This window comes from Paenibacillus chitinolyticus NBRC 15660 (genome assembly GCF_000739915.1).
Classification (GTDB): Bacteria; Bacillota; Bacilli; order Paenibacillales; family NBRC-103111; genus Paenibacillus_F; species Paenibacillus_F chitinolyticus.
In genome coordinates, this window is the sequence record NZ_BBJT01000007.1 from 56,271 (window position 1) to 78,320 (window position 22,050).

The 22,050-nt window shown below is 58.3% G+C and carries 16 protein-coding genes and 1 riboswitch; of the genes, 8 read left to right on the forward strand and 8 right to left on the reverse strand.

From position 1 onward, the window contains the following. Positions 1-156: 156 nt before the first annotated feature. From PCH01S_RS17500 to PCH01S_RS17520, 5 genes are all read right to left on the reverse strand, one after another. Entirely contained in the window at positions 157-1,008 is an 852-nt protein-coding gene (locus tag PCH01S_RS17500) for a DUF72 domain-containing protein (protein WP_042231262.1), read from the reverse strand. A gap of 200 nt (positions 1,009-1,208) precedes the next feature. Next, the gene (locus PCH01S_RS29880; protein ID WP_084706632.1) at positions 1,209-1,427 is read right to left on the reverse strand and encodes a hypothetical protein; all 219 of its coding nucleotides are present in this window, start codon (positions 1,425-1,427) and stop codon (positions 1,209-1,211) included. Between the two features lie 231 nt (positions 1,428-1,658). After that, the gene (locus PCH01S_RS17505; protein ID WP_042231263.1) at positions 1,659-2,939 is read right to left on the reverse strand and encodes a DUF445 domain-containing protein; all 1,281 of its coding nucleotides are present in this window, start codon (positions 2,937-2,939) and stop codon (positions 1,659-1,661) included. A 213-nt stretch (positions 2,940-3,152) separates the two neighbouring features. Next, complete coding sequence (locus PCH01S_RS17510) at positions 3,153-3,839, reverse strand: metal-dependent hydrolase (RefSeq protein WP_042231264.1); 687 nt, start codon at positions 3,837-3,839, stop codon at positions 3,153-3,155. Positions 3,840-4,157: 318 nt separating this feature from the next. Beyond that, positions 4,158-5,447 (reverse strand): YeiH family protein, encoded by a 1,290-nt coding sequence (locus tag PCH01S_RS17520; protein ID WP_042231266.1) that lies wholly within the window; start codon positions 5,445-5,447, stop codon positions 4,158-4,160. Positions 5,448-5,719: 272 nt separating this feature from the next. On the opposite strand from PCH01S_RS17520, the gene PCH01S_RS17525 reads away from it, so the two are divergent. The 7 genes from PCH01S_RS17525 (at position 5,720) to PCH01S_RS17560 (ending at position 13,064) form a co-directional block, all read left to right on the forward strand. Continuing rightward, positions 5,720-6,631 (forward strand): LysR family transcriptional regulator, encoded by a 912-nt coding sequence (locus PCH01S_RS17525; RefSeq protein WP_042231267.1) that lies wholly within the window; start codon positions 5,720-5,722, stop codon positions 6,629-6,631. A gap of 220 nt (positions 6,632-6,851) precedes the next feature. After that, on the forward strand, positions 6,852-8,435 hold the full coding sequence (locus tag PCH01S_RS17530; RefSeq protein WP_042231268.1) for a phospholipase D family protein: 1,584 nt from the start codon (positions 6,852-6,854) through the stop codon (positions 8,433-8,435). A 186-nt stretch (positions 8,436-8,621) separates the two neighbouring features. Then, positions 8,622-9,680 carry a permease gene (locus PCH01S_RS17535; protein WP_042231269.1) on the forward strand — a complete coding sequence of 353 codons (1,059 nt, stop codon included), beginning with the start codon at positions 8,622-8,624 and terminating at the stop codon, positions 9,678-9,680. Positions 9,681-9,866: 186 nt separating this feature from the next. Further along, positions 9,867-10,068: riboswitch (cobalamin riboswitch) on the forward strand. Between the two features lie 287 nt (positions 10,069-10,355). Then, the gene (locus PCH01S_RS17545) at positions 10,356-11,123 is read left to right on the forward strand and encodes an energy-coupling factor ABC transporter permease (protein ID WP_042231271.1); all 768 of its coding nucleotides are present in this window, start codon (positions 10,356-10,358) and stop codon (positions 11,121-11,123) included. Next, positions 11,120-11,407, forward strand: coding sequence for an energy-coupling factor ABC transporter substrate-binding protein (locus tag PCH01S_RS17550; RefSeq protein WP_009675911.1), 288 nt, complete (start codon positions 11,120-11,122; stop codon positions 11,405-11,407). The genes PCH01S_RS17545 and PCH01S_RS17550 overlap by 4 nt, the downstream gene beginning before the upstream one ends. Continuing rightward, entirely contained in the window at positions 11,404-12,213 is an 810-nt protein-coding gene (cbiQ, locus tag PCH01S_RS17555) for a cobalt ECF transporter T component CbiQ (RefSeq protein ID WP_042231272.1), read from the forward strand. Before PCH01S_RS17550 ends, cbiQ begins: the two co-directional genes overlap by 4 nt. After that, entirely contained in the window at positions 12,210-13,064 is an 855-nt protein-coding gene (locus PCH01S_RS17560; protein WP_042231274.1) for an energy-coupling factor ABC transporter ATP-binding protein, read from the forward strand. Before cbiQ ends, PCH01S_RS17560 begins: the two co-directional genes overlap by 4 nt. Before the next feature lie 154 nt (positions 13,065-13,218). Here PCH01S_RS17560 and PCH01S_RS17565 read toward each other — a convergent pair whose 3' ends face one another. The 3 genes from PCH01S_RS17565 to PCH01S_RS17575 all read right to left on the reverse strand — a co-directional run bounded on the left by PCH01S_RS17565 (position 13,219) and on the right by PCH01S_RS17575 (position 20,408). After that, complete coding sequence (locus PCH01S_RS17565) at positions 13,219-14,901, reverse strand: glutamine--tRNA ligase/YqeY domain fusion protein (protein WP_042231275.1); 1,683 nt, start codon at positions 14,899-14,901, stop codon at positions 13,219-13,221. Positions 14,902-15,217: 316 nt separating this feature from the next. Continuing rightward, on the reverse strand, positions 15,218-18,445 hold the full coding sequence (locus tag PCH01S_RS17570; protein ID WP_042231276.1) for a S8 family serine peptidase: 3,228 nt from the start codon (positions 18,443-18,445) through the stop codon (positions 15,218-15,220). 394 nt (positions 18,446-18,839) lie between these two features. Further along, on the reverse strand, positions 18,840-20,408 hold the full coding sequence (locus PCH01S_RS17575) for a bifunctional ADP-dependent NAD(P)H-hydrate dehydratase/NAD(P)H-hydrate epimerase (protein WP_042231277.1): 1,569 nt from the start codon (positions 20,406-20,408) through the stop codon (positions 18,840-18,842). Between the two features lie 245 nt (positions 20,409-20,653). On the opposite strand from PCH01S_RS17575, the gene PCH01S_RS17580 reads away from it, so the two are divergent. Next, the gene (locus PCH01S_RS17580; RefSeq protein ID WP_042231278.1) at positions 20,654-21,661 is read left to right on the forward strand and encodes a MerR family transcriptional regulator; all 1,008 of its coding nucleotides are present in this window, start codon (positions 20,654-20,656) and stop codon (positions 21,659-21,661) included. The last annotated feature ends 389 nt before the right edge of the window (positions 21,662-22,050 follow it).

Sequence of the window (22,050 nt, forward strand, 5' to 3'; positions counted from 1 at the left end):
ATCGGCCTATTAAAGCGATAACGTTACGTGAGCTTGTCCGTCCCTTTCGAATGTCACGAATCACATTCTTTGCCGCGTTCTCTGATTCCTCCATTAAACGACAAAAAAAGCCAATTGCCTTCAAAAGACGACATGGCTTTTCGTATAGACCGTAAATCAGAATAAATCCAGCTGCCTCGGAGCGAGTCCCTGCTCGTCCTCGATGCCGAGCAGTTCCATCATTTCTTTGGCGTTGGCGGCTGCGTCCCCGCCGGAGTTGTTGTTGAAAATAACCGCGACTTCGCGGCTGCTCCGTTCCAGCACCTTGAGACGCTCCTTCCACTCCAGGAGCTCGGCCCGGCTGTAGCGGTACAGGTACCGCACGTCGCGCCAGCTCTTGCCCGGAGGCGCACCGACCCAGCCGCCGTCGTTGCGGCCGTGGAACCGGACCAGCGTCAGGTCCGGATTGGCTGCGCGGAGCACGATCGGCACCGATCCGCTGCCGACCTGGGGCTCGTCGCAGACCGTGTGAATCCAGCCCTCCTGTTCCAGGAAGCCGAGCGTGCGCTCCCGCACTTCCGGGGCATACCAGCTGCGGTGCCGGAACTCCACCGCGAGCGGCAGCCCGTCCAGGAGACTTTTCGCTTCACGGAGCGCGTCCACATTTTCGCGGATACAGTCAAACCAGGGCGGATACTGCATCAGCACCGCCGTCAGTTTGCCCGCCTCACGCATCGGCTCGATGGACTCCGCGAAAGCCCGGAACATCTGCTCCGTGCTTTCGAAAGGATTTTTCCCGCGCAGATGTCCCGTCATACCCTGGTACGCCTTGACGACGAACCCGAAACCGGGCGGCGTCTCCTTCACCCACTTCCGGGTATTGCGCAGGGGCTGGACGGCGTAAAAGGAGCTGTCCAGCTCCACAACCGGAAAATGCGAGGAATACACTTTCAGCTTATCTTTCTTGTCCGCAGGAGTTGTATAGAGATCGTCATGATCTCCCCAGCCTGCCAATCCGATTCGTATCATGCCAATCCCTCCTCTGGCAGCGTCCTTTATGCAGCTGTAATCAACCGCTTTTTTCCATCTTAACACATATGTACGATTACCCGAATTCCACCCGTTTGTCCCACTCCGTTCAGGGGTTCCGGGCCAATAATTCCCATAACGAGACTGTACAAAAAGCGCCGGAGAACAATTCCCCCGGCGCTTTAGCATCAGTTGGACCGTTAACGAATCGGAGAAGGGCAGAATTCGTCTCTCACCGTGCAGCAGTAAACGTGTTTAGGCACGGGCACACAGTGATGACGGTTGACGATTTCGATCGGATGAACGATTTCTACGATCTGCGGGTGATAAAAATCTCTGTATACTCTCGTAGGCGGATCGAACACCTGCTTCTCCGGGCAAAGACAGTGATTATGGTGGTGGTGATGATGATGACTCATATTGAACCTCTCCTCTCGAATATATCTAATTCAGCATACGGAGGGAGAGACATTTATGCCTGTTCACTTGCCTATTGCGCGGAGACTTTTTTCCGCTCTTGTCCCATGGGCATACCCGTAGGAGCCGGAGGCCCTTATCGGTCAGATGACACGGCCCCTTATCGCGCAGCAAGCACACGGCAGTGCGCTCGCCCGGCGCTGCGAGGAGACTGCCTTCCGGAGCAGGCGGCGTTATTGTCCGAAGAGCATACGCACCCCTTCGAGAGCGAGTCCGATAATAAATCCGCAGACGGCGCCGTTGACCCGAATCCACTGAAGGTCTTTGCCGACCTTGTTCTCGATGAACTCGATCAAGGTGGCATTGTCCATCTTGTCGATATTCTCGCGGACAAGAGCGCCGATTTTGGAATGGTTGCGCTCCACAAACTCGGTGATCTGCGCCTTCAGCCATTCCTCCAGCTTGCGCACGGTATTCTCATCGCCGCGCAGACGGCGGACGCCTTCTTCAAGCAGCGGCATGACGGTCTCGTCCAGCAGCGGGCCTTCCTGCAACTGCTCCAGGAGCCGGTCGCGCCAGCTTTCGATCATAGCGGTAAGCCGCTCCTCCAGCCGGAGCCGGTCCGGCAGCTGCCGCGCCAGGTTACCGACGGCTTCGTGCAGCCGCTCGTTGTCTTTAAGGCCCGCCATCTCCCGGCGGACGATGTCAAGCAGGCCGACGCGGTTGCGGTGGCCGGGAAGCCGCAGGGCGGCCAGGTTATCGAGCAGCGCATGCTGAAGCATGCCGCCAAGCTTGTCCCCGGACATAAATCCGAGGAGTGCGTTCTTGGCGAAGGCCATCAGCCCGTTCATCTCGATTCCCTGGATAACCCCCTCGGCGATCTCCCCGAGGAGGCGGCGCGTCTCGGCCCGCACGGCCCAGCGCTCGGCACGGTCGATCAGGAAATCAATTGCCGGCTCTTCGTAGCCGTGCGACAGCACCTGATCGACCGCCAGCCCGACGGCCGCCGCCGGGTCCATTTTGCCCGCCGCCTGCCGGATTTGCTGCGAGGCAAAAGCCGCGATCTGCTCAGCAGGCAGACGCTCCAGCGCGAAGCGGCAGGCGCTGCGCACCGCCTCGCGCGCACCTTCTGAGCGGAGCGCTTCCTCCGCTTTGACGAGCATCGTCTCGACGAGGCGCATCTGGCCGATCCGCAGCGCGATGCTTTCCTTGCCCAGCAAATTGTCTTCCACCGCGGAAACGACCGCCTTCGTCATTTGGGCGCGGTTGTTCGGCAGCAGGGCCGTGTGCGGGATCTTGATCCCCAGAGGGTGCCGGAAAAGAGCCGTGACCGCAAACCAGTCCGCGAGTCCCCCGACAAGGCCCGCTTCGAAGCCGCTCTGCAGAAAGGCTCCCGCGGTATGCGGAGCGAAAGGAAGCGTGGCCAGGAAGCCCGCTCCCATCACACCGAGCGAAACCGTCGCGATATGTTTGGTCTCTTTAGGTTTTTTCTCTCTCGATTGAAGTTCCTGCATAGATGAATCCCTCCGACAGGGCATAACCGGCTGTGCAAACGGACGCTGCCGGTTTCCTGGTTTTTATCGTTAACAGCATTATCGCCGATTTTTCCTATGAACTCCAGAGGGTGCGTAATCCGCCGCCCGGGATACCGAAACAGGGCTGCCTTTGTACGTATGTACGCAGACAGCCCCCTCGTTTGCGGTTCCCTTATCGCTGCCCCGGCAGGCCTAGACGTCCAAGGTCTCGCCCGGAGCGAGCCGGACGCCTTCCTGATACGCCTGCTTCAGCTTTTGAATCCATTCGCTTGCGTCCTGCTTGATCACGTCGAACGTATTGTAGTGGGTCGGAATGTATTTTTTGGCGCGCAGCCATGTGGCCGCAAGCACGGCTTCATCCGGTCCCATCGTAAAAACATCTCCGATCGGTAATGCCGCCACATCGATGTTGTACATTTCCCCGTACAGCTTCATATCTCCGAAAAGGGCCGTGTCGCCCGCGTGATAGAACGTTTTGCCGCCCATGGTCAGAAGAATGCCCCCGGGTTGTCCGCCGTCCACGAATTTGCCCGGCTCCACTTCAATACTGGAGGAATGGAAAGCCAGCGTATATTTGACGGTGCCCCATTCGAACTTGGCGCTGCCGCCGATGTTCATGGCAAAGGTTTTGAGTCCCTTGGATGCGAAATAAGAAGCAATTTCAAAATTCGCGATAATGACGCAGTCATTTTTGCGGGCAATTTCCTCGGCATCCGCGATGTGGTCGCTATGGCCGTGTGTAAGCAGGATGGCGTTCACTTTAATTTCTCCCGGATCGGCTACAGCCAGTGCATTTCCGCTTAGAAAAGGGTCCAAGAGTACCCGGTATCCTTCGTTTTCTACCAAAAAACACGAGTGTCCGTGATAAGTAATTTGCATATGAGCGCCTCCTTTAAGTTTCAACTCGTTCATTACCCGGTTGACGGGCTTCCGAAACATCCATTATTACCGGTAGGTGTATGTATAAAAATGCGGCCTGCAAACAGACCTTTCAATGGAAGTGTGCCCAGCGGAACGCCGGTTCAAACAGGATCTTTCGGTTCCCTGTCTCTATTAAACCCCAAACTGGAAGGAGAATACAACTTTTGGGGTACGCAAAAAGCCCTTTTGAACGGACAGGCGGCGGTAATCGCCAAGCATCTGTCCGCTTCAAAGGGCTTCATCTAAATTGCGGGTTCATGGTCTATTGCCGATCTCTCAGCCAAGCAGACGCAGGACATAGACCTCCGCGATGCCGAGCAGCGAGAGCAGCACCGAGCCCAGCAGCACGGCTGCGGAAGCCCAGAGTCCGTGACGCCGGAACACGGCCAGGTTCACGTTCAAGCCGAGCCCGGCCATCGCCATCGCGATAAGCAGGTAGGCGCCTTGAACGGCGGCTGCCGCGGCGGGCTGCGGTACGATCCCGATCGTGTTCAGAGCGGCGGCCGCCAGGAAGCCCACGATGAACCACGGGACCGGCACGCCCGCCTTGCGGGGAGCGGCGCTCCCGGCCGCGCCGGAAGCCGCGGAGCCGGGGGCGCCTTCGTCTGCGCCCCGGCGTTCCCGCCGCGCCGCCCAGACGCCGAGCACCAGAGCGACCGGCGCTAGAAGGGCTACGCGCGTCAGCTTCGCCAAGAGCGCGCTGTCTACCGCGGCACTGCCGCCCGGAGCGGCGGCCGCGATCACGTGGGCGATCTCGTGCAGCGTCGCGCCCGAGAAGAAGCCGTACTCGGCGGACGAGAAGCCGAGCAGCGGGTACACCAGCGTGTAGGCCACGGTGAACAGCGTGCCGAGCAGCGCGATAACCGTGACGCCGACGGCCGTTTCGTCGTCGTCCGCCTTGATTTGCGGAGAGATGCCGGCGATAGCCGCCGCCCCGCAAATCCCGGTGCCGCAGGCGCTCAGCATCGCGAGGCGCGGGCCTACGTTCATCCGCCGGGCGATGGCGTATACGACGACGGTCGCGAAGAGGATGTTGCCCGCCGACGCGGCGAACACGGCCGGCCCCGCATGCACCACATCCAGCAGGCTGAGGCGCATGCCGAGCAGGATGATGCCCGCGCGGAGCAGCTTCTTGCTGGCGAAGGCCAGCCCGGCCGGGGCGGATGCCGGCACGGGAGCGGCGGCCCGCCAGGCGATGCCGAGCAGCAGGGCGAGCACGAGCTGCCCGATGACATTCAGGCCCGGAATGAGGGCGAGCGCTTTGGCCGCGAGGGCCAGCGCAAGCGTCATTCCGAGGCCTGTGGCGAGGCGGGCGGGGCCGCTGCCGGGCCCCAGCTTTGCCGCTGCTGGGGCAGCGGAAGGGTTTGACGCTTCCGCCTCTGCGAAACCCGAGGCGGCAAACGTATCGGCACTCCCGCGCCTTCCCTCCGCTTGCGCCTCTTCCGGCCGTGTTTCTTCTTTTATAACAGAAGATTCTGCTTTATCTTGGCTTTCATTCGAATCCGTCTTTTCTTTTCCCGTTTCATGTAAAGCCGGGGTTCCTAACCGCTGCGTAAAAGTTTTCATCTGTCGACCCCTCCAGTTCGTTTCGGCTCGTGTTCACACGGCTGTCGAACGCGTTCTTTATTTTCACTATAAGAGGACGTGCAGGGGAACGGAAATACGAATACGCGATGCCAATCATTACAAAAACTTATGATACAATGGAGGCAAAGGTCAGACGCTCTTTTCGCTTTTACAAAAGGGCTGTTGAACCGCCAGGCTTTCAGACACATGAAGACGCATGCAGCCGCTTTTCGACTGTCTTCTCACACTCAATCGTTGCGGAGGGATTTACGATGATCGTCGATCATTTGCGCGTGTTTGCCGCCGTGGCGGAGCAGCGCCATTTTTCCCGGGCCGCCGAGGCACTGAATATTTCCCAGCCCGGCGTCAGCCAGCATATCCGGAATCTGGAGCAGGAGTTCGGCGCCAAGCTGATGATCCGCTCTCCCAAACAAGTCAAACTGACGGAAGCCGGGGAGCTTCTTTATGCGAGAGCTAAAAGAATTCTGCGCCTCTACGAAGAAGCCCGTCAGGAAATCGACGCTTTGCAGCACGTCGTGACGGGATCGCTTAAAATCGGCGCCAGCTTTACGATAGGCGAGTATATCCTTCCCCGCCTGTTGGCCGATTACGCCAAGCATTACCCGAAGGTAGACATCCAGTCCACGATCGCGAACACCGTCGAAGTGGTTCAAGGCGTGCGCCGCGATCATTTTCACATTGGGCTTATCGAGGGGATCGCAGACGCCCCGGACGTAGAGATCGAACCTTTTATGGAAGATGAAATGATTCTCATTGCTCCCCGCGATCATCCTCTGACCCGGGAACTGTTCAAGCTCCAGGCCTTGCAGAACCAGACGTGGGTTTGGCGGGAGCCCGGTTCGGGAACCCGCGCTTACAGCGACAGGCTGATCGCCGAATGGCAGCTGAACGTGAAGCGCTCCTTTATGTTCAGCAGCTCCCAAAGCGTGAAGGAAGCGGTGTCCGCCGGGCTCGGGATCGCTCTTTTGTCGAGATGGATCGTGCGCAAGGAGCTGGAATCGGGGGAAATCGTCCATCTGGGAGCCGGCGGCCGCCGTCTGACCCGGACTCTGACGATGGTGCGCAGGACCGCGGGTGAAAACTCGAAGGCACTGGAAGTATTCGTCCAGAAAGTTCGCGGCGCTCATGAGGCGATGCAGGTTCCGGGCCCCACCCCATCCTGACCGGTCTCTATTCCGTTTCCTTGCGCGGCACGAATGCAGCCGGCTTCGGTTCCGTTCTGCTTCCCGTTCCAAAACTCCCCTGCTTCACATGCCCCCTCCCGGCGTTAAATAGTCGGTAGCCTGTAACATCCTGCTCCTACCATACGGGAGTCTATAGACTTCCCGCACCGGCGGACAGACAGGCTCCGTTATGTCCATTATAAGTACGGGGAGAATGCGCATGGAGCCCTTAAAACGAACCGAACAAAAACCTTCACCCCCGGTCCGCTCTTCGGGAAATAAACGGAAACCAGCCGAAAAAAGTTGGCTCTCCTCGAATTGGCTGAAGGGCGGTATCCTGCTTCTCGTCTTTTTCATCTGGGCGGGCATCGTGGCCGCCGTTCATACGCACAAAGATTTGCCTCCGGGCCTGTCGTTCGAAGGAAAAGCCTACAGAGCGGAGAGCGTGGACTTTCTATATGATCTTTCTTATAAAAAAGACGGCGGCTATCATCAGGAACAGATGATTTTCGACCGGGTTAACCAAGCTATCGCGGAAGCAAAAGAATTTATCGTGGTCGACATGTTCCTGTACAGCGGGTACTACGACAACGACCAGTCCTTCCCGCCTCTGAGCGGACAACTGACGGAAAGTCTCTTGGACGCCAAGCGTAGACATCCTGCCATGCCGATTACGGTCGTTTCCGACGAGGTGAACACGACCTACGGCTCGCACCCGTCCCCGGAGCTTGAACGGCTCAAGGCGGCCGGTATCGGGGTCGTACTCACGGATACGGACCCGTTAAGAGACTCCGTCCCGTTGTACTCCGCCGTCTGGCGGATGGGGTTCCAGTGGTTCGGACAGTCGGGCAAGGGCTGGCTGCCCAATCCTCTCGCGGATTCAGCCCCCAAAGTGACGCTGCGCTCATATTTGAAGCTTTTCAATGTCAAAGCGAATCACCGCAAAGTCGTCGCCACCGAAAATACGGCGCTGGTGCTGTCCGCCAACCCGCATGACGCCAGCTTCAACAACTCGAATATCGGGTTTCAGATAACCGGCAGCAAGGACTTCATCTCCGAAGTCGTCGGAACGGAGCAGGCCGCTTCAGCTATGTCCGGCGGGCCCGCGCACCTTCAGCCGAAGGCGGCCGATAAGCAGGAGGAACCCGCACGTCCGGAAGCGGCGTCCGGAAACGGAACGCAAGAACAGGCGGCGCCCTCCCGGGACGCCGTGACCGTACGCCTGCTTACGGAAGGGAAAACCTATGCCCGCCTGCTTGACAGTATCTCGGCAGCGCCCAAGGGCAGCGAGATCCGCATGGGTATGTTCTATCTCGCCGACCGCAAGGTCATCGACGTTCTGCTGGATGCGTCCGCCCGGGGCGTATCCATCCAACTGCTGCTCGATCCGAACGAGAATGCGTTCGGTCACAGCAAGACTGGGATTCCGAACCGTCCGGTCGCCGCGGAGCTGAGAAAGAAGACGGGCGGTAAAATCGCCGTTAAATGGTACAACACCGCACAGGAACAGTTTCATACGAAGCTGATCGACATCCGTCACCCCGACGGCAGCGCCGTCATTAACGGAGGCTCCGCCAATTTCACGCCCCGCAATCTGGATGATCTCAATCTGGAAACGAACGTGGAGATAACGGCCCCGGCAGGCAGCAAAATTACACAGGACCTTGACCGTTACTGGGACCGCCTGTGGAATAACCGGGATGCCGAGTATTCCCTGGAATATCCGGCCTACGAGGATAAGCTGGTCGGCTTCAAGCGAATCGTCTATCATCTGCAGGACATGCTCGGATTTACGACTTATTGATTATCTAAAAATGCTCTAACATATGCGGCAAGTGCATCAGCGTAAAAAAGGTTGAGCAGGATTACCTGCCCAACTTTCGTTACTATCATCTATCATTCACCACAGATTTCTGACAGAAGAAAGCCATTCTTTTTCCCCGGTGACTATGGTATAGTTGCAAGTGGATTTAGAAAGGTGGGACATCACGTGAATACATCTCCAATTCCGGTTTCCACCAAAAGCAGACCGCGCTCTGCTTACTGGAAGCCTTTTTTATTTATCGCCATTCTCATAGGCGGGTTGTTTTACGTAAAGTGGGAGCCGTACTTCCACAAAGCGCTTACCGCGGCGGCCAAGCACGACATCGGGAAGTCGATTCTCGCAGGCTCCGCCGAGCCTTCGCTGGCCGCGGCTTGGGACTATTCCGTCGTTTACTTCAAAGCCGTCTGGAAAGCCGCGATTCTCGGCATCGTCCTCGGCTCCCTGCTTCAGGTGCTGATCCCGCAAGATTGGCTGAAGCGAGTGTTCGGCAAGCGCACTTTCGGCAGCACGGTAGCCGGCGGACTTAGCGCCATGCCCGGCATGATGTGCTCCTGCTGCGCCGCTCCGGTAGCGGTCGGCATGCGCAAGCAGTCGGGCTCCATCGGCTCCGCTCTCGCTTTCTGGATCGGCAACCCGGTACTGAACCCGGCGACGATCATTTTCATGGGCTTCGTGCTTGGCTGGAAATTCGCCGTTCTGAGAATCGCCGCGGGGGTCGTGCTCGTGTTCGGCGTCTCGTACTGGGCGGAACGCCTCGTCAAGAAGGACGATGCCGTGACCGGCGAGCTTCCGCAGATACCGGCTGCGCAGCACCAGTCCGGGCCGGTCGTCGTCCGCTGGCTGAAAGCGCTCTGGACGATGTTCTGGACCGTGGTTCCCGTTTATTTCATCGCCGTGTTCATTCTCGGCGCCGCACGCGCCTGGCTGTTCCCGGCCCTCGATCCCGCGATCGGCAACAGCCTCGTCGCCTTGATCGGACTCGCTTTGGCCGGAACCCTGTTCGTCATCCCGACCGCCGCGGAAATTCCGATCGCCAAAACGATGATGGCCCTGGGTCTGGGCACGGGACCGGCCGCCGCGCTTATCATGACACTGCCCGCCGTCAGCCTGCCGTCCCTCATTATGGTACGCAAGGCTTTTCCTGCGCGGGTGCTCTGGTTCACAGCCGGTATGGTTGCCCTGACAGGAATCGTAACCGGCGTGGTCGGCATTTTCGTCCTATAAAATCAAGTTCAGCGAGAGGGCCGATCCCCCTCTCGTTTTTCTTTTCCGCAAATAAAAGACAGCGATTTCAAAGGTAAGGAAAAGAGAGAGATCGAAACCGATTCCTGTAGCGTTTCCGCCTTGAAATTCAGGCCTTTTCCTCAATTGACAAGGTTTGGGACATCCTGTAGTATTATCACGGAAAACCGCATATTTGTGGAAACAGGTATTTTAGAGCCACTCTAAAATTTAAAAGGGAAGAACGGTGAAATGCCGTCGCGGTCCCGCCACTGTAAGGGGAAACACTCTCATTCACATCCGGCACGAAGCCACTGGAACTAAGACGTTCCGGGAAGGCGCCGGTATGGACGCCCCGAGCCAGGAGACCTGCCTGTTTTGACAGCACTGATACGACCTACGAGGAATAGGGAGGTGTTTGAGATCGCAAACTTTTTTTGTTGCGTGCATAAGACATCGTGTTCCCGTGCGAAGGGAAGGATGTCTTTTTTTGTGTGCGGAGAAGAGGTCGGGAACCGGGAATTACCGCATCGGAATCATCGGAAAGAGCTTGCGGAGCTGGCAGCCGGGCATCGGGTTTAACGAATCACCGTCCGAAAGCACAGCAGGGGCATGCCCCCGTTCTACCGCACTGGCCGCCGCTTACGGCGGACCCACACTCATGAAGGAGGATTACCGATGAACATCCGTAAAACCCTGGCGTCTTTTCTGCTTATAGCCGGGATCGTCTGTTTCTTTCTGGTAAACGAGCCGGAGTCGGCTTACGCTATGCATATCATGGAGGGCTTTTTGCCGCCCTTCTGGGCCTTATTCTGGTGGGTGGTCTTCCTGCCATTCTTCATCCTGGGCGTCCGCGCTCTGATCCGAATTACTAAAGAAACGCCGGAGCTCAAGCTTATGCTGGGTCTGGCCGGGGCCTTTACGTTCGTCCTGTCCGCCCTGAAAATTCCCTCGGTTACGGGAAGCAGCTCCCACCCGACGGGTACCGGACTCGGAGCCATCCTGTTCGGACCGCTTCCCATGAGCGTCCTCGGCTCCGTCGTCCTTCTCTTTCAGGCCCTCCTCCTCGCCCACGGCGGGCTTACGACACTGGGTGCCAACGCATTCTCGATGGCCGTTGCGGGACCGTTTGTCGGCTATGCCGTGTACAAACTCATGATCAAATCGACGGGCAGGCAGAAGCTCTCCGTCTTTACGGGCGCCGCGCTCGCCGATCTGACCACCTATCTGGTCACCTCCGTGCAGCTGGCGGTGGCATTTCCCGCAGCCGACGGGGGCATGCTCGCGTCTTTCGCCAAATTTGCGGGCATTTTCGCCGTCACGCAGATTCCGCTTGCGATCAGCGAAGGGCTGCTGACCGTGCTGGTTCTGGGCTGGCTGCAAGCCTATACGCCGCATGAAATTTCCGCTCTGCAGCGCAATTTGAAGGGAGCTGACCGTTCATGAAAACGTGGAAGAAGAATGTCTGGATTCTGGTCGTGGTCGTCCTGCTTGCCGTGCTGCCGCTCATTTTCGTTAAAGGAGAGTTCGGAGGAGCGGACGGAGCCGCGGAGGAAGCGATTCAGGAAATCGCTCCGACTTACGAGCCTTGGTTCGCGTCGCTGATGGAGCCTCCCGCTGAAACCGAAAGCATGCTTTTCGCGCTGCAAGCCGCGCTTGGAGCCGGTTTTATCGGGTATGTGATCGGCCTGTATAAGGGAAAGGCCTCCAAACCGAAGCCCAAAGCATGATGCTCAAGCGGATTGACACGATTTCCTATGCCAATGCTTTCCGGGGAATCTCCCCCGTCTGGAAATGCGGATTTGCCGGCTGTCTCTTTATCCTGTCCTATGCCGGTGCCCCGCCCGTTCAAGCGGCCGTTTTCGGATGGATGACGCTTTGGACCCTGCTTTACGCACGCGTCCCGGGCAAGCTTTACTGGCTCGTATACGGCGGCTCGCTGCTTTTTTTCGCGGCCAGCCTGCCTGCTCTCCTGTTGGAATTCGGAAAAAATGCGGGGACCGGGGTTCCCCTTTCTTCGGGATGGATCATCGGAACGGCCGGTCCATGGACCGTTTACGTCACGGGTGAATCTTTATCCCGCACAGCGGGGCTGTTTATGCGGGTCTCCGCCTGTCTCGCTTGTCTGCAGTTTGTGTTGTTCACGACGCCCTTGCTGGAAATTCTTCAGGTGATGAAAAAAATCCGCATGCCTCAGATCGTGATTGAGCTGACCCTGATTATGTACCGCTTTATTTTTTTGCTCGCCGATACGGCTCACGCCATGCGGACCGCCCAGCGCTGCCGGGGCGGACAGAACGGATTCGCAGGCGGACTGCGCGATACCGCTCTGCTGATCGTTCATCTGTTCGGCCGGACGATGCAGCGCTACCGTGGTCTGACCTACGGGCTGACCTCCCGCGGCTTCACGGAACGGATCGAACTTGCCCCCTATGAAGCGGCCCCCGTCCCGCCGCGCTACAAAGCCGAAGGCGTGACCGGGATCTTTATGCTGACGGCAGCACAGATTTGGCTGAAATGGAGGGGATTCGCATGAATCCGATCATGGAACTGGCGGACGTCGTCTACAGCTATCCCGGTACCGGAAAAAAGGCCCTGGCCGGACTCAGCCTCACGATTCCGGCGGGCCGGAAGATCGCGCTTTGCGGACATAACGGCTCCGGCAAATCGACGTTTTTCCTGCATGCCGTCGGCATTCACCGGCCCCAATCGGGGACCGTGCGCTGGAAGGGCGCCCCTGTGTCCTACAAGCGCACGGATCTGCAGGAGCTGCGCAGGCAGGTAGGACTCGTGTTCCAGGACCCCGAGCAGCAGCTCATTCTCGGTACGCCGTACGAGGACATCTCCTACGGCTTGCGGAACGTCGGCGTGTCCGAGCCCGAAATTCGCGCCCGGACCGAAGCGGTACTGGAGAGAATGGGCCTGGAACAGCTCGCCCATACTCCTATCCATCACCTGAGCCTCGGGCAAAAGAAGCGCGTCACCCTGGCCGGCGTTCTCGTGCTGGAGCCGAGCCTGCTGCTGCTCGACGAGCCGACGGCGTATCTCGACCGCGCGTCGGAGCGGCTTCTGCTGGATGAGCTGGCGGACATCCGGCAGAGCGGCGTCACCGTGGTCATGGCGACCCACGACATGGACCTGGCCTACACGTGGGCGGACGAAGTCCTGGTCATGGATCAGGGCGCCTGTCTGCTGCAGGGGCCACCCGGGCGGGTTTTCGCGGAGACGGACACCATCGAACGCATCGGTCTGGAGCTACCCATGCTCCTCCGGCTTTGGCGCTCCCTCCCCCGCGCGCTGCGGGAAGGCGTCGACCCTCCGAGGAACGCCGACGCCTTCGGGGAGCTGATCGCGGCCCGGCTTCAAGCTGCGGCGGCGCAGAGCTAGGCGCTTGAAGTGAAGCCCACACAAAAAAAGCAGGTCAGGAATTTCTCCTGAACCTGCTTTTTGTATTTGGCCGCGGACCGGAAGCCGGCGAGATGCGGCACGTAAGGCCGACGCGGCTTTAGGCGGGCCGCTCTTTTTACCGATCCGGCTGTGATTAAGCCTGCTTGATATCGAAAGAGCTTTTCAGCGATACGGTCAGATTGAAGACCAGATGATCTTTCGTGGACGCTTTAGGGTCCACATTGAAGTACCCGTGGCGGAAGAATTGGAACTTGTCGTTACCCTCGGCATCCTTCATGTTCTCCTCCACAAATCCGCTCAGGACCTCCAGAGAATTCGGATTGATCCGGTCGAGGAACGTGCTTCCTTCTTCCTTCTCTTCCTGCTCCGGCAGAACCAGCGGCTCGTAGAGCCGGAACTCAACCGGTACGGCGCGGGTCGCTTCCACCCAGTGGATCGTTCCCTTCACTTTGCGGCCGGTAAACCCGCTTCCGCTCTTCGTCTCCGGATCGTAGGTGCAGCGCAGCTCGATCACACGGCCCGCCTCGTCCTTGACCACTTCTTCGCACTTGATGAAGTAGGCGTGCTTCAAACGCACTTCGTTGCCGGGAAATAAGCGGAAATATTTGCTCGGCGGATTTTCCATGAAATCGTCCTGCTCGATATAAATCTCCCGTGAAAACGGAATTTGGCGGATGCCCATCTCCGGGTTCTCCGAGTTGATTTCGGCATCCAGCATCTCCACCTGGCCTTCGGGATAATTCGTAATGACCACCTTGAGCGGTTTTAGAATACCCATCGTCCGAGGAGCCTTCAATTTCAAATCTTCCCGGATAAAATGATCCAGGTATTTCACGTCGACCGTGCTGTCGCTCTTCGTCACGCCGATTTCGCGGCAGAAATTGCGGATCGATTCCGGCGTAAAGCCCCGGCGGCGCAGACCCGACACCGTCGGCATGCGGGGATCGTCCCATCCGTCCACAACCCCTTCGTCCACCATCTGCTTCAGGTAGCGTTTGCCCATGATCGTATCCGTCAGCTTCAGCTTGGCGAATTCGTATTGATGCGGCACATGTTCCGTTTCGCATTCCTGAATGATCCAGTCGTACAGCGGACGCTGATCCTCGAACTCCAGGGTACAGATGGAGTGGGTAACCGCCTCGTGGGCATCCTCCAGCGGATGCGCGAAAGCATACATCGGATAGATGCACCAGGCATCTCCCGTGCGGTGGTGGTGCGCGTGCGAAATGCGGTAAATGACCGGATCGCGCAGGTTAATGTTCGGCGAAGCCATGTTGATTTTCGCGCGGAGGACCATTTCCCCGTCCTTAAACTCGCCTTTGCGCATGCGCTCGAACAAATCCAGGCTTTCTTCCGCCGGACGGTCGCGGTACGGGCTCTCCTTGCCCGGCTCCGTAAGCGTTCCGCGGCCTTCGCGGATTTGATCCGCGTTAAGCTGGCACACGTACGCTTTTCCTTTGCGGATCAGAAGCTGCGCTTTTTCATACATATAGTCGAAATAATCGGAAGCGAAAAAGAGGCCGTCCCATTCGAAGCCCAGCCACTGCACGTCTTCCTTGATCGCTCTGACGAATTCCTCGTCTTCCTTGGCCGGATTCGTATCGTCGAAACGCAGGTTCGTCTTGCCTTTGAATTCGTCCGCGAGCTCGAAATTCAGGCAGATCGACTTGGCGTGCCCGATATGCAGATACCCGTTCGGTTCGGGCGGAAAACGCGTGACGACCGTATCTACACGGCCTTCGTTAAGATCTTCGATCACGATGTTTTTAATGAAATTGGTGTTGGTTGTATTTGTTGTGGCGCTTTTGTTCTCCATCCGGATCAACCTTTCTTTCTTATCGGAAATCGCTGCCGCAGTCCAATTCGGTATTTGTATTCCATCATACCCATAACAAACGGAGAGTTCAACCTGCAAAAGACGATCGGCGCCCCGAAAAGCCCCCAACCTTTTCCTGTCCTTCGCCTGACCGCACCTTAAATATCGCTTTCCCTTAAAAATGCCTCCGGTGCCGCCCCAGCTCCCCACAGTGTCCAAGAACCAAAAAACCGCCGCGGGCCAAAGCCCGAGACGGTTTTAAAGCGAATTTAAAGGAGGAAATCGACAGCACATTCAGCGTTCAGCACGTGAAAAATCAGTACTCGCGCGCGCTCAGCTTGTAAATCACGCTTGCGGATTCCGCCCTCGTGGCGCCGTTCAACGGCTTGAAGGTGCCGTCTTCATAGCCGTCGATCAGACCGAGCCCGGCGGCCTTCCGCATAAACGACACCGCCCAGGCCCCCGCCGTACCTTCGTCGGCAAAAGAAGCCGTCTTCGGCACGGGAAGCTCGTCCGGCGCTATGCCGCTACCGTAAGCGAAGGCGCGAACCAGCATGGCGGCCATCTGCTCACGCGTGATGGGCTCGTCCGGCATGAAGCGGTCGTCCGTGACGCCGGAGACAAGCCCCGCGCTGTAAGAGCGGGCGATGACATCGGCGTACCAAGCGCCCTTCGTGACGTCGCGGAACTGCTGCTTGCCGTCCGGAGCCGCCGGAAGCTGCAGCAGGCGGGCCAGCATCGCCGCGAACTGAGCCCGTGTCACGCCCGCCTGAGGAACGAAGCGGTTCGCGTCCATGCCGTCCACGATCTGCCGGGCGGCGAGAACTTCCACAGGCCGTTTCGCCCAGTGGGTACTCATATCGGCGAACGTGCGGTCGACCGAGAAGACAGCCGCGTACGAGGAGCCCTCGACGGCAAACGTCATGCTGCCCTCGTTTTGGGTCCCCTTCACATACTGCCACTCAGAATCGTCCTCGGAGTAAACGAAGGCGCCCATTTTCTCCGGATCGACCCCCAAATCAGATGCCGCAGCGTGACTGAGGGTCACGGTTGCGGGTCTTTGGAGATTGCCGATCATCCGGCTTCCGGCCGTTATTTTAATCTCCAGGATGGAGGACATAGGCGACGCGCCTTCAGGATAAGCGGACGTCAGACTCTCGGTGGCATGCGTCCGGCGGAGAGAAATAACCACTTCCTCGCTGCCGTCCACTTGAAGAGAACCCGCTTCCATCCTTAAGATTCCTTCACTCGTCGTAATGAGCAGCCCTTTGGACTGGCCGCTGGCGAAGAAGGATGCCGGAAGATGAACCTTCGCTCCGGCGGTGTTATTTTTTCCCGCAGAAACGGCCTGCACCCCGATCAGAGCCACATCCGGATTTTTAAGCAACGGCTGCAAATTCTCGTCGGTAACCTTTACATCCAGCATCGCGTAGCCTTTTTCCTGGATTACGGTTGAGTCCGCCTTAACGTCGGTAACAGTTTCTTCCGAGGGCTTTCCGTTGCCGTCCCCGCCTCCAGTATTTCCGCTGCTTGTCACGATTTCATAGCGGTAGGTCTGGACGTCGCTAACGGCTCCGCCTGCGGCCGAGATGACTCTCAGGGTTTGTGTCCGGGAGATCTCGATAGGGCCGGTATAAGCGGCAGACTGTACGGTAGGCGCCGCTCCGGTCAAGGTATAGTACATTTGGGCGCCAGGGTCGGATGCGGTCAGCGCGACTTTCTGTGTACCCGTGTAGCTTCCGCTCCGGAGACTGGCCTGAGGAGCTTGCGGCTTCATCTGGAACGTAAGCTCGCCGCTCACCCAAAGCGGACTTTTCTCATCGTTGTAAGCAACCAATATGTATTTACCGGCTTTATCCGGCTTGTATGTAAGAGAAGCTTTTCCCTGACTGGCTTGAAACGTTAACGTTTTAACGAACTGGGGCTCCGTGCCGTTCGACGTGTAAGTGAATAAATCCGCCTTGCCGGCACCACCGGCGTCCGCTGCGAGGGAGCCGTCTTTGTTAAGGAGCCGGATGTCCGCCCGAAGTTCGCCCGTTCCGGTCAAATTCGTGCTGCCGTTAGCCGCTTGAATACTTATACGCGGTGTTTCCATGGCTTTCTTGACATCAATAAGTCCCGACCCGAATTCATCGTCAAAGCCGGGAGGCCCCAGGTCCTTAGCGGTTTCGGAAATGATACGGCCTACACGCTCCACCTTTTCGGAAGTGGTGAGATCATCCAGACCTTCATCCCCCGCGAGAATTAGAGCGGCAAGACCGGACACCATCGGGGCCGCCATCGAAGTGCCGTTGCGTCCCGTGTAACCGTTGCCTTTGTTCGTGCTGTATATATCCACGCCCGGTGCGACTACGCTCAGGCTGCTGCCGGAATTGGAGAAATCCGCCACGATAAATTCCGTTTGGGGATACCAGTCGACGGCGCCTACCGCAAGCACTCCCGGCAGCTTGGCCGGAAAGGCCACATCCTTCACAAACCGGTGGGCCAACGGATCTTCGCTCCCTTTTACCTGATCCAGTTCGCCCGTGTCATTGCCCGTCCAGTGGTTGCTTTCGTTGCCTGCGGCGGAAACGACGATCACGCCTCTTTGCAGGGCATATTGCACCGCTTCTTCCATGACCCGGGAGGAGCTCGCCGACGTCAGGCTGAGATTTACCACATCCGCTCCGTGATCTACGGCCCAATAGATGCCTTCGGTTATCACGTCCGTTCTTCCGTAGCCTTCGCTGTCGAGAACCTTAACGGGCATAATTTTGGCTCCGCTGGCCACTCCGGCGATACCGACTCCGTTGTCTTTCAGTGCCGCCGCAATGCCCGCCACATTCGTACCGTGGCCGTTATCGTCCCGGGTGTCCGGCGTGTTGCTCACGAAATTGTACCCTTCCACGAGACTCCCTTTCAGATCGTCATGGGAAGAGTCCACGCCAGTATCGACAACGGCGATCACAACACCGGGCAGTTTGGCGTCCAACGTACTCGTATCCGCGAGATCCGACTGGATCGCCCGGTACCACCACTGCTGCTCCACATAAGGATCGTTCGGCAAGGAAGCCGCTTTTGCGGGCGAATCCGCCGCACTTGCGGAGCCGGTCGTAGTCCGTACCGCCGATCCCTGCCCGGCGCCTCCGTTCCGTATGGCAGCCTTCGTCTCGGCGGCCCATACGGGATAAACGGGTTCGACGAAATCCACGTCGGGGTCGTTTTCCAGTTCCTCAAGCACGTCCGAAACCGGCTCGGACTTGGGAAATTCCATCGTGACCAGACCCTTCGATCCTACACGCTGCTTGTATTTCGAACTCGGCGGATCGGGAAGTTCCGCTCTCTTCTCGGGACCCATCAGTCCCTGCATAACCATCGTATCCGCTTTTTCTTTGTATTTGACGATAACCTGTCCGGGCAGCGCGTCTTTCGCAGCCTGCGGCCTTTCATATCGGGGAGTCGAAACGCTCTTTTTCAAAGAAAGCGGGGACTCCGCTCCAAACGCCGGGACAGACAGACTCAAGACCAATAGGACGGCCAGCACCAGCAGACTTATTTTTCGCATACAAAAAAACCTCCAAACCTCACATCGCGATCCTTATTAGGCATTCGCTTCCGGCTCCCGAATTCCTGCCTCATACCCACTTTTGTAAATAAACGGAATATTTAAAAAAAGGAATATTTCCTTAATCCATCTCAAAGTAATGGAATATCTCTCCAGAGACGTCATTGGGAAATATTCTCCCGAAGTTACATCCTTACCTGCACAAAAAGTTCTTCCGCTTCGTCCTCTGCCTTTGATAAACGGCGGGCATGTACCGTCCAACGTCATACGGCGCCGCACCGCGCGCCGACAGCTCGCGAAGTGCGGCTAACCGGTATGCCGCGTTTCCCGGCCGTCTCATCCGGACCTCGGGCCGACGATTCGCAGCAAAGCTTCTGAAAACTCTGTGCAACGGTTAAAAGAAGCTGTCGCCTGGCTTCGGCGATTTCCCTTCCGCGCCTCCCTCATCTCCGTAAATATGCCGGAATGCCGACGGGATGCTTTCGATCACGTCGCTGGCCAGAACATCCGCAAGGGAGTGGTGTTCCTCCGTCAGCAGACTTGCAGCCAGACCATGGATGTAAACGGCATTGCTGACGGCCTGCAGAACGTCCTCGTGCTGCAGGAGAAACGCCGCCGCGATGCCTGTCAGCACGTCGCCGGAGCCGCCTTTGGCCAATGCGGCGCTGCCCGTCGTGTTGACGCGCTGCATGCCGTCCGGGGCCGCAACGATCGTATGCGGGCCCTTCAGGACGACATAGGCGCCGGTCTCGGCCGCAAAGCGGGCGGACACGCCGAACCTGTCGTCCTCTACCGCCGCGGCGGTGCTGCCCGTAAGCCGGGCCATTTCGCCCGGATGCGGCGTCAGCACCGTCGGCTTGCGGCGCTTCCGCAGCAGCGGCAGGAGCTCTGCGGCGTGGAACAAGGCGTCCGCATCAAGCAGGACGGGTACGTCCTGGCGCAGCACTTGTTCCACGACAGCCCGGCTACCCGGCGTGCGGCCCAGGCCGGGCCCTGCGGCGATCGCGCCGAAGGCGGCGTCGCCCAGAGGCAGCTCGCCCCGGAAGTGACCGGCCTCCGACGGCGAAGGCAGGTACATCGCCTCCGGGTAATGGCCTGCCGCAATCGCGTGGATGCAATCCGGCACCGCCGTCGTCACGAGCCCGGCTCCGCTTCGGAGCGCCGCACGGGATGCGAGGACGACGGCTCCCGGCATCCGCAAGGACCCTCCGGCCACCAGCAGCCTTCCGTGCGTCCCCTTGTGCGAGGACGCTTTCCGGCGCGGCAGCGTCCGCCGAACATCCGCCAGCGTCCACAGGGAGCGGCGGGGCAAGCCTGCGGCCGCGGCCGGCGGGATGCCGATGTCGGCGACGAGCAGCTCGCCGCAGTAAGAAGCGGCCGGGTGCGTGAACGCCCCGAGCTTCGGATACTGGATCGTCACGGTGACATCCGCCCGGACGGCCGCTTCCACGGGGCCCCCGTTCGCGGGAACCCCGCTCGGAAGATCTATCGCGTAAACGGCTGCATGCTGCTCGTTGATCTTCCCGATCAGGCTCCGGTACGGCTCTCGGAGAGGGCCGTTCACTCCGATGCCGAGAAGCGCATCGACAATCGCGTCCGCCCGCTCAAGCCGGCGTTCCAGCTCAGCCTCCGAACCTGTGTAATCAATGGCGGCATAGCCCGATTTTTCGTAGACGGACAAAGCGGCCGCGGCGGCTCCCCTGATTTTGTCCCGCGGCGGAATCAGCCACAGAGAAACCCGCCGGCCGTGCGCCTTCAGGACTCTGGCGATCACGATTCCGTCTCCGCCGTTGCTTCCCGCGCCGGACAGCACAACAACCTTCGCCTCCGGCGGAATCCGCTCCAGCAGAAGGGATGCGGCCGCCCGCCCCGCGCTTTCCATCAGCGTGTCGGCACTTATTCCGATGAGGTTCACGGTTTGACGGTCGATTTCGTACATGTCTTCGCCTGATACGATTCGCATCGTTTGGACCTCCTTAAACGGTGGGTTCTGTTCGGAGAAAAAATCCGCTCCTACTCTCTTATTCTATTTAACCTTCTACTAACCAGTATAAAAGGCTGACGAGCAGAATTAAACTTTTGGGGAGAGTAACGGACTTCCGGAAAAAAAGAAGGGTTTACCTTCCCGTTACGGAAAGGTTTAAGCTAGAAAGAGAAAAATGAAATTCCGGCGCGCAGCCGGTTGAAATACGGGGGAGGAAGGCCGTTATGCACATTAAAGAAGCAGCCAAACGGCTGGGAATATCGGCCCGGGCTATCCGCTTTTACGAAGAAAAAGGGCTGATCGCACCGGGTAAGGAACTCTCCAGCGGGTACCGCTCTTTTACCGAACAAGAAATCTGGAGACTGCGGACGATCGTCGCTCTGCGCGAATCCGGCATGTCCGTCAGCGGTATTCAGGCCGCCCTGGAGCAGGTGGAACGTGGCGAGCACGATGAACTGCTCCATTATCTGGAGCTGCAGCGCTCTGTCCTGTACGCCCGTATGTTGGAGACCAGGCAGACGCTGCAAACGACCGACCACATGATCGGGCTTTTGCAGGGGAGCCGCGGGCTTCCCTTGGAGGACTTTTACCGCCTTGCGCAGGATTCCAGAGAGGTTCGGGAGCTCCGCAACTGGGAGGACCGCTGGAACTTCGACGAGCTGGCTTCTTCTCACGACGAGCGGGTATGGAGCGGGGACTCGGCCTATCCCGGTTACCGCGAAGCGCTTGAACGGACCGTGGAGGAGATAAATCCGGCACCCGGAGAAACGGGACTTGATCTGGGCACCGGGACCGGCAATCTCGCCGGTTTGTTTATGGAACGCGGAGCGGTTATGAACGGAGTTGACCAGTCCAAGGAGATGCTCCGTATCTGCCGGTCCAAATTCCCGGGCATGACGGCCAAAATCGGCAACTTCCTGGCCGTTCCCTATACGGACGGGCAGTTCGATTTCGTGGTAACCAGCTTTGCGTTTCATCATTTATCCGGCAGGCAGCAGAAATTGGCGCTGAACGAAATGGCACGGGTGCTGAAACCTCAGGGCCGCATCGCGATTGCGGGTTTTATAAACCGGAATGCCGATGGAGGAGCCTCGGCTGATAAGCATCGAACGAATTCACCGACTGGCGCGTTGGATTTTTTGGACTGGTTTGGTCCAAACGGGTTTGAAAGCAAGTGCCTCAAGCTTTCGCCCGAGCTTTATCTGGCTGCCGCCCGGCGCGGGCTTCCGTAAACAGAGACTTCGCCGGAATCGCTGTACGGTCCGGCATCATTCCGGCTTGTACCGGGATACCGATATCCTGCATCCGCATACCTCCCATGGCAATTTGCGGCCTTCGGTTTGCCGAAGCGGATAAGGTTTTGCTTGGAGAGTTTTGCCTAAGATGAATTGCTGGAGAATGAAGCGGAAAAGGCATGGACCGGTTTTGCGGAACGGCGGAGAACCCATGGTTTGGACTGCGGACCGGACAGGACTGCTCGCGTGAGAACACCTGACGCCCGATGAGTTTCTCCCTTGATCAGGAAACGAAAATTCGCTTGACCTTGCCGCTGCGTTAACGCTTAGGGTGTGGAGGGAGAACCGATTTCACATTCTAATTCCCCAAAATGGAGGTACTAACC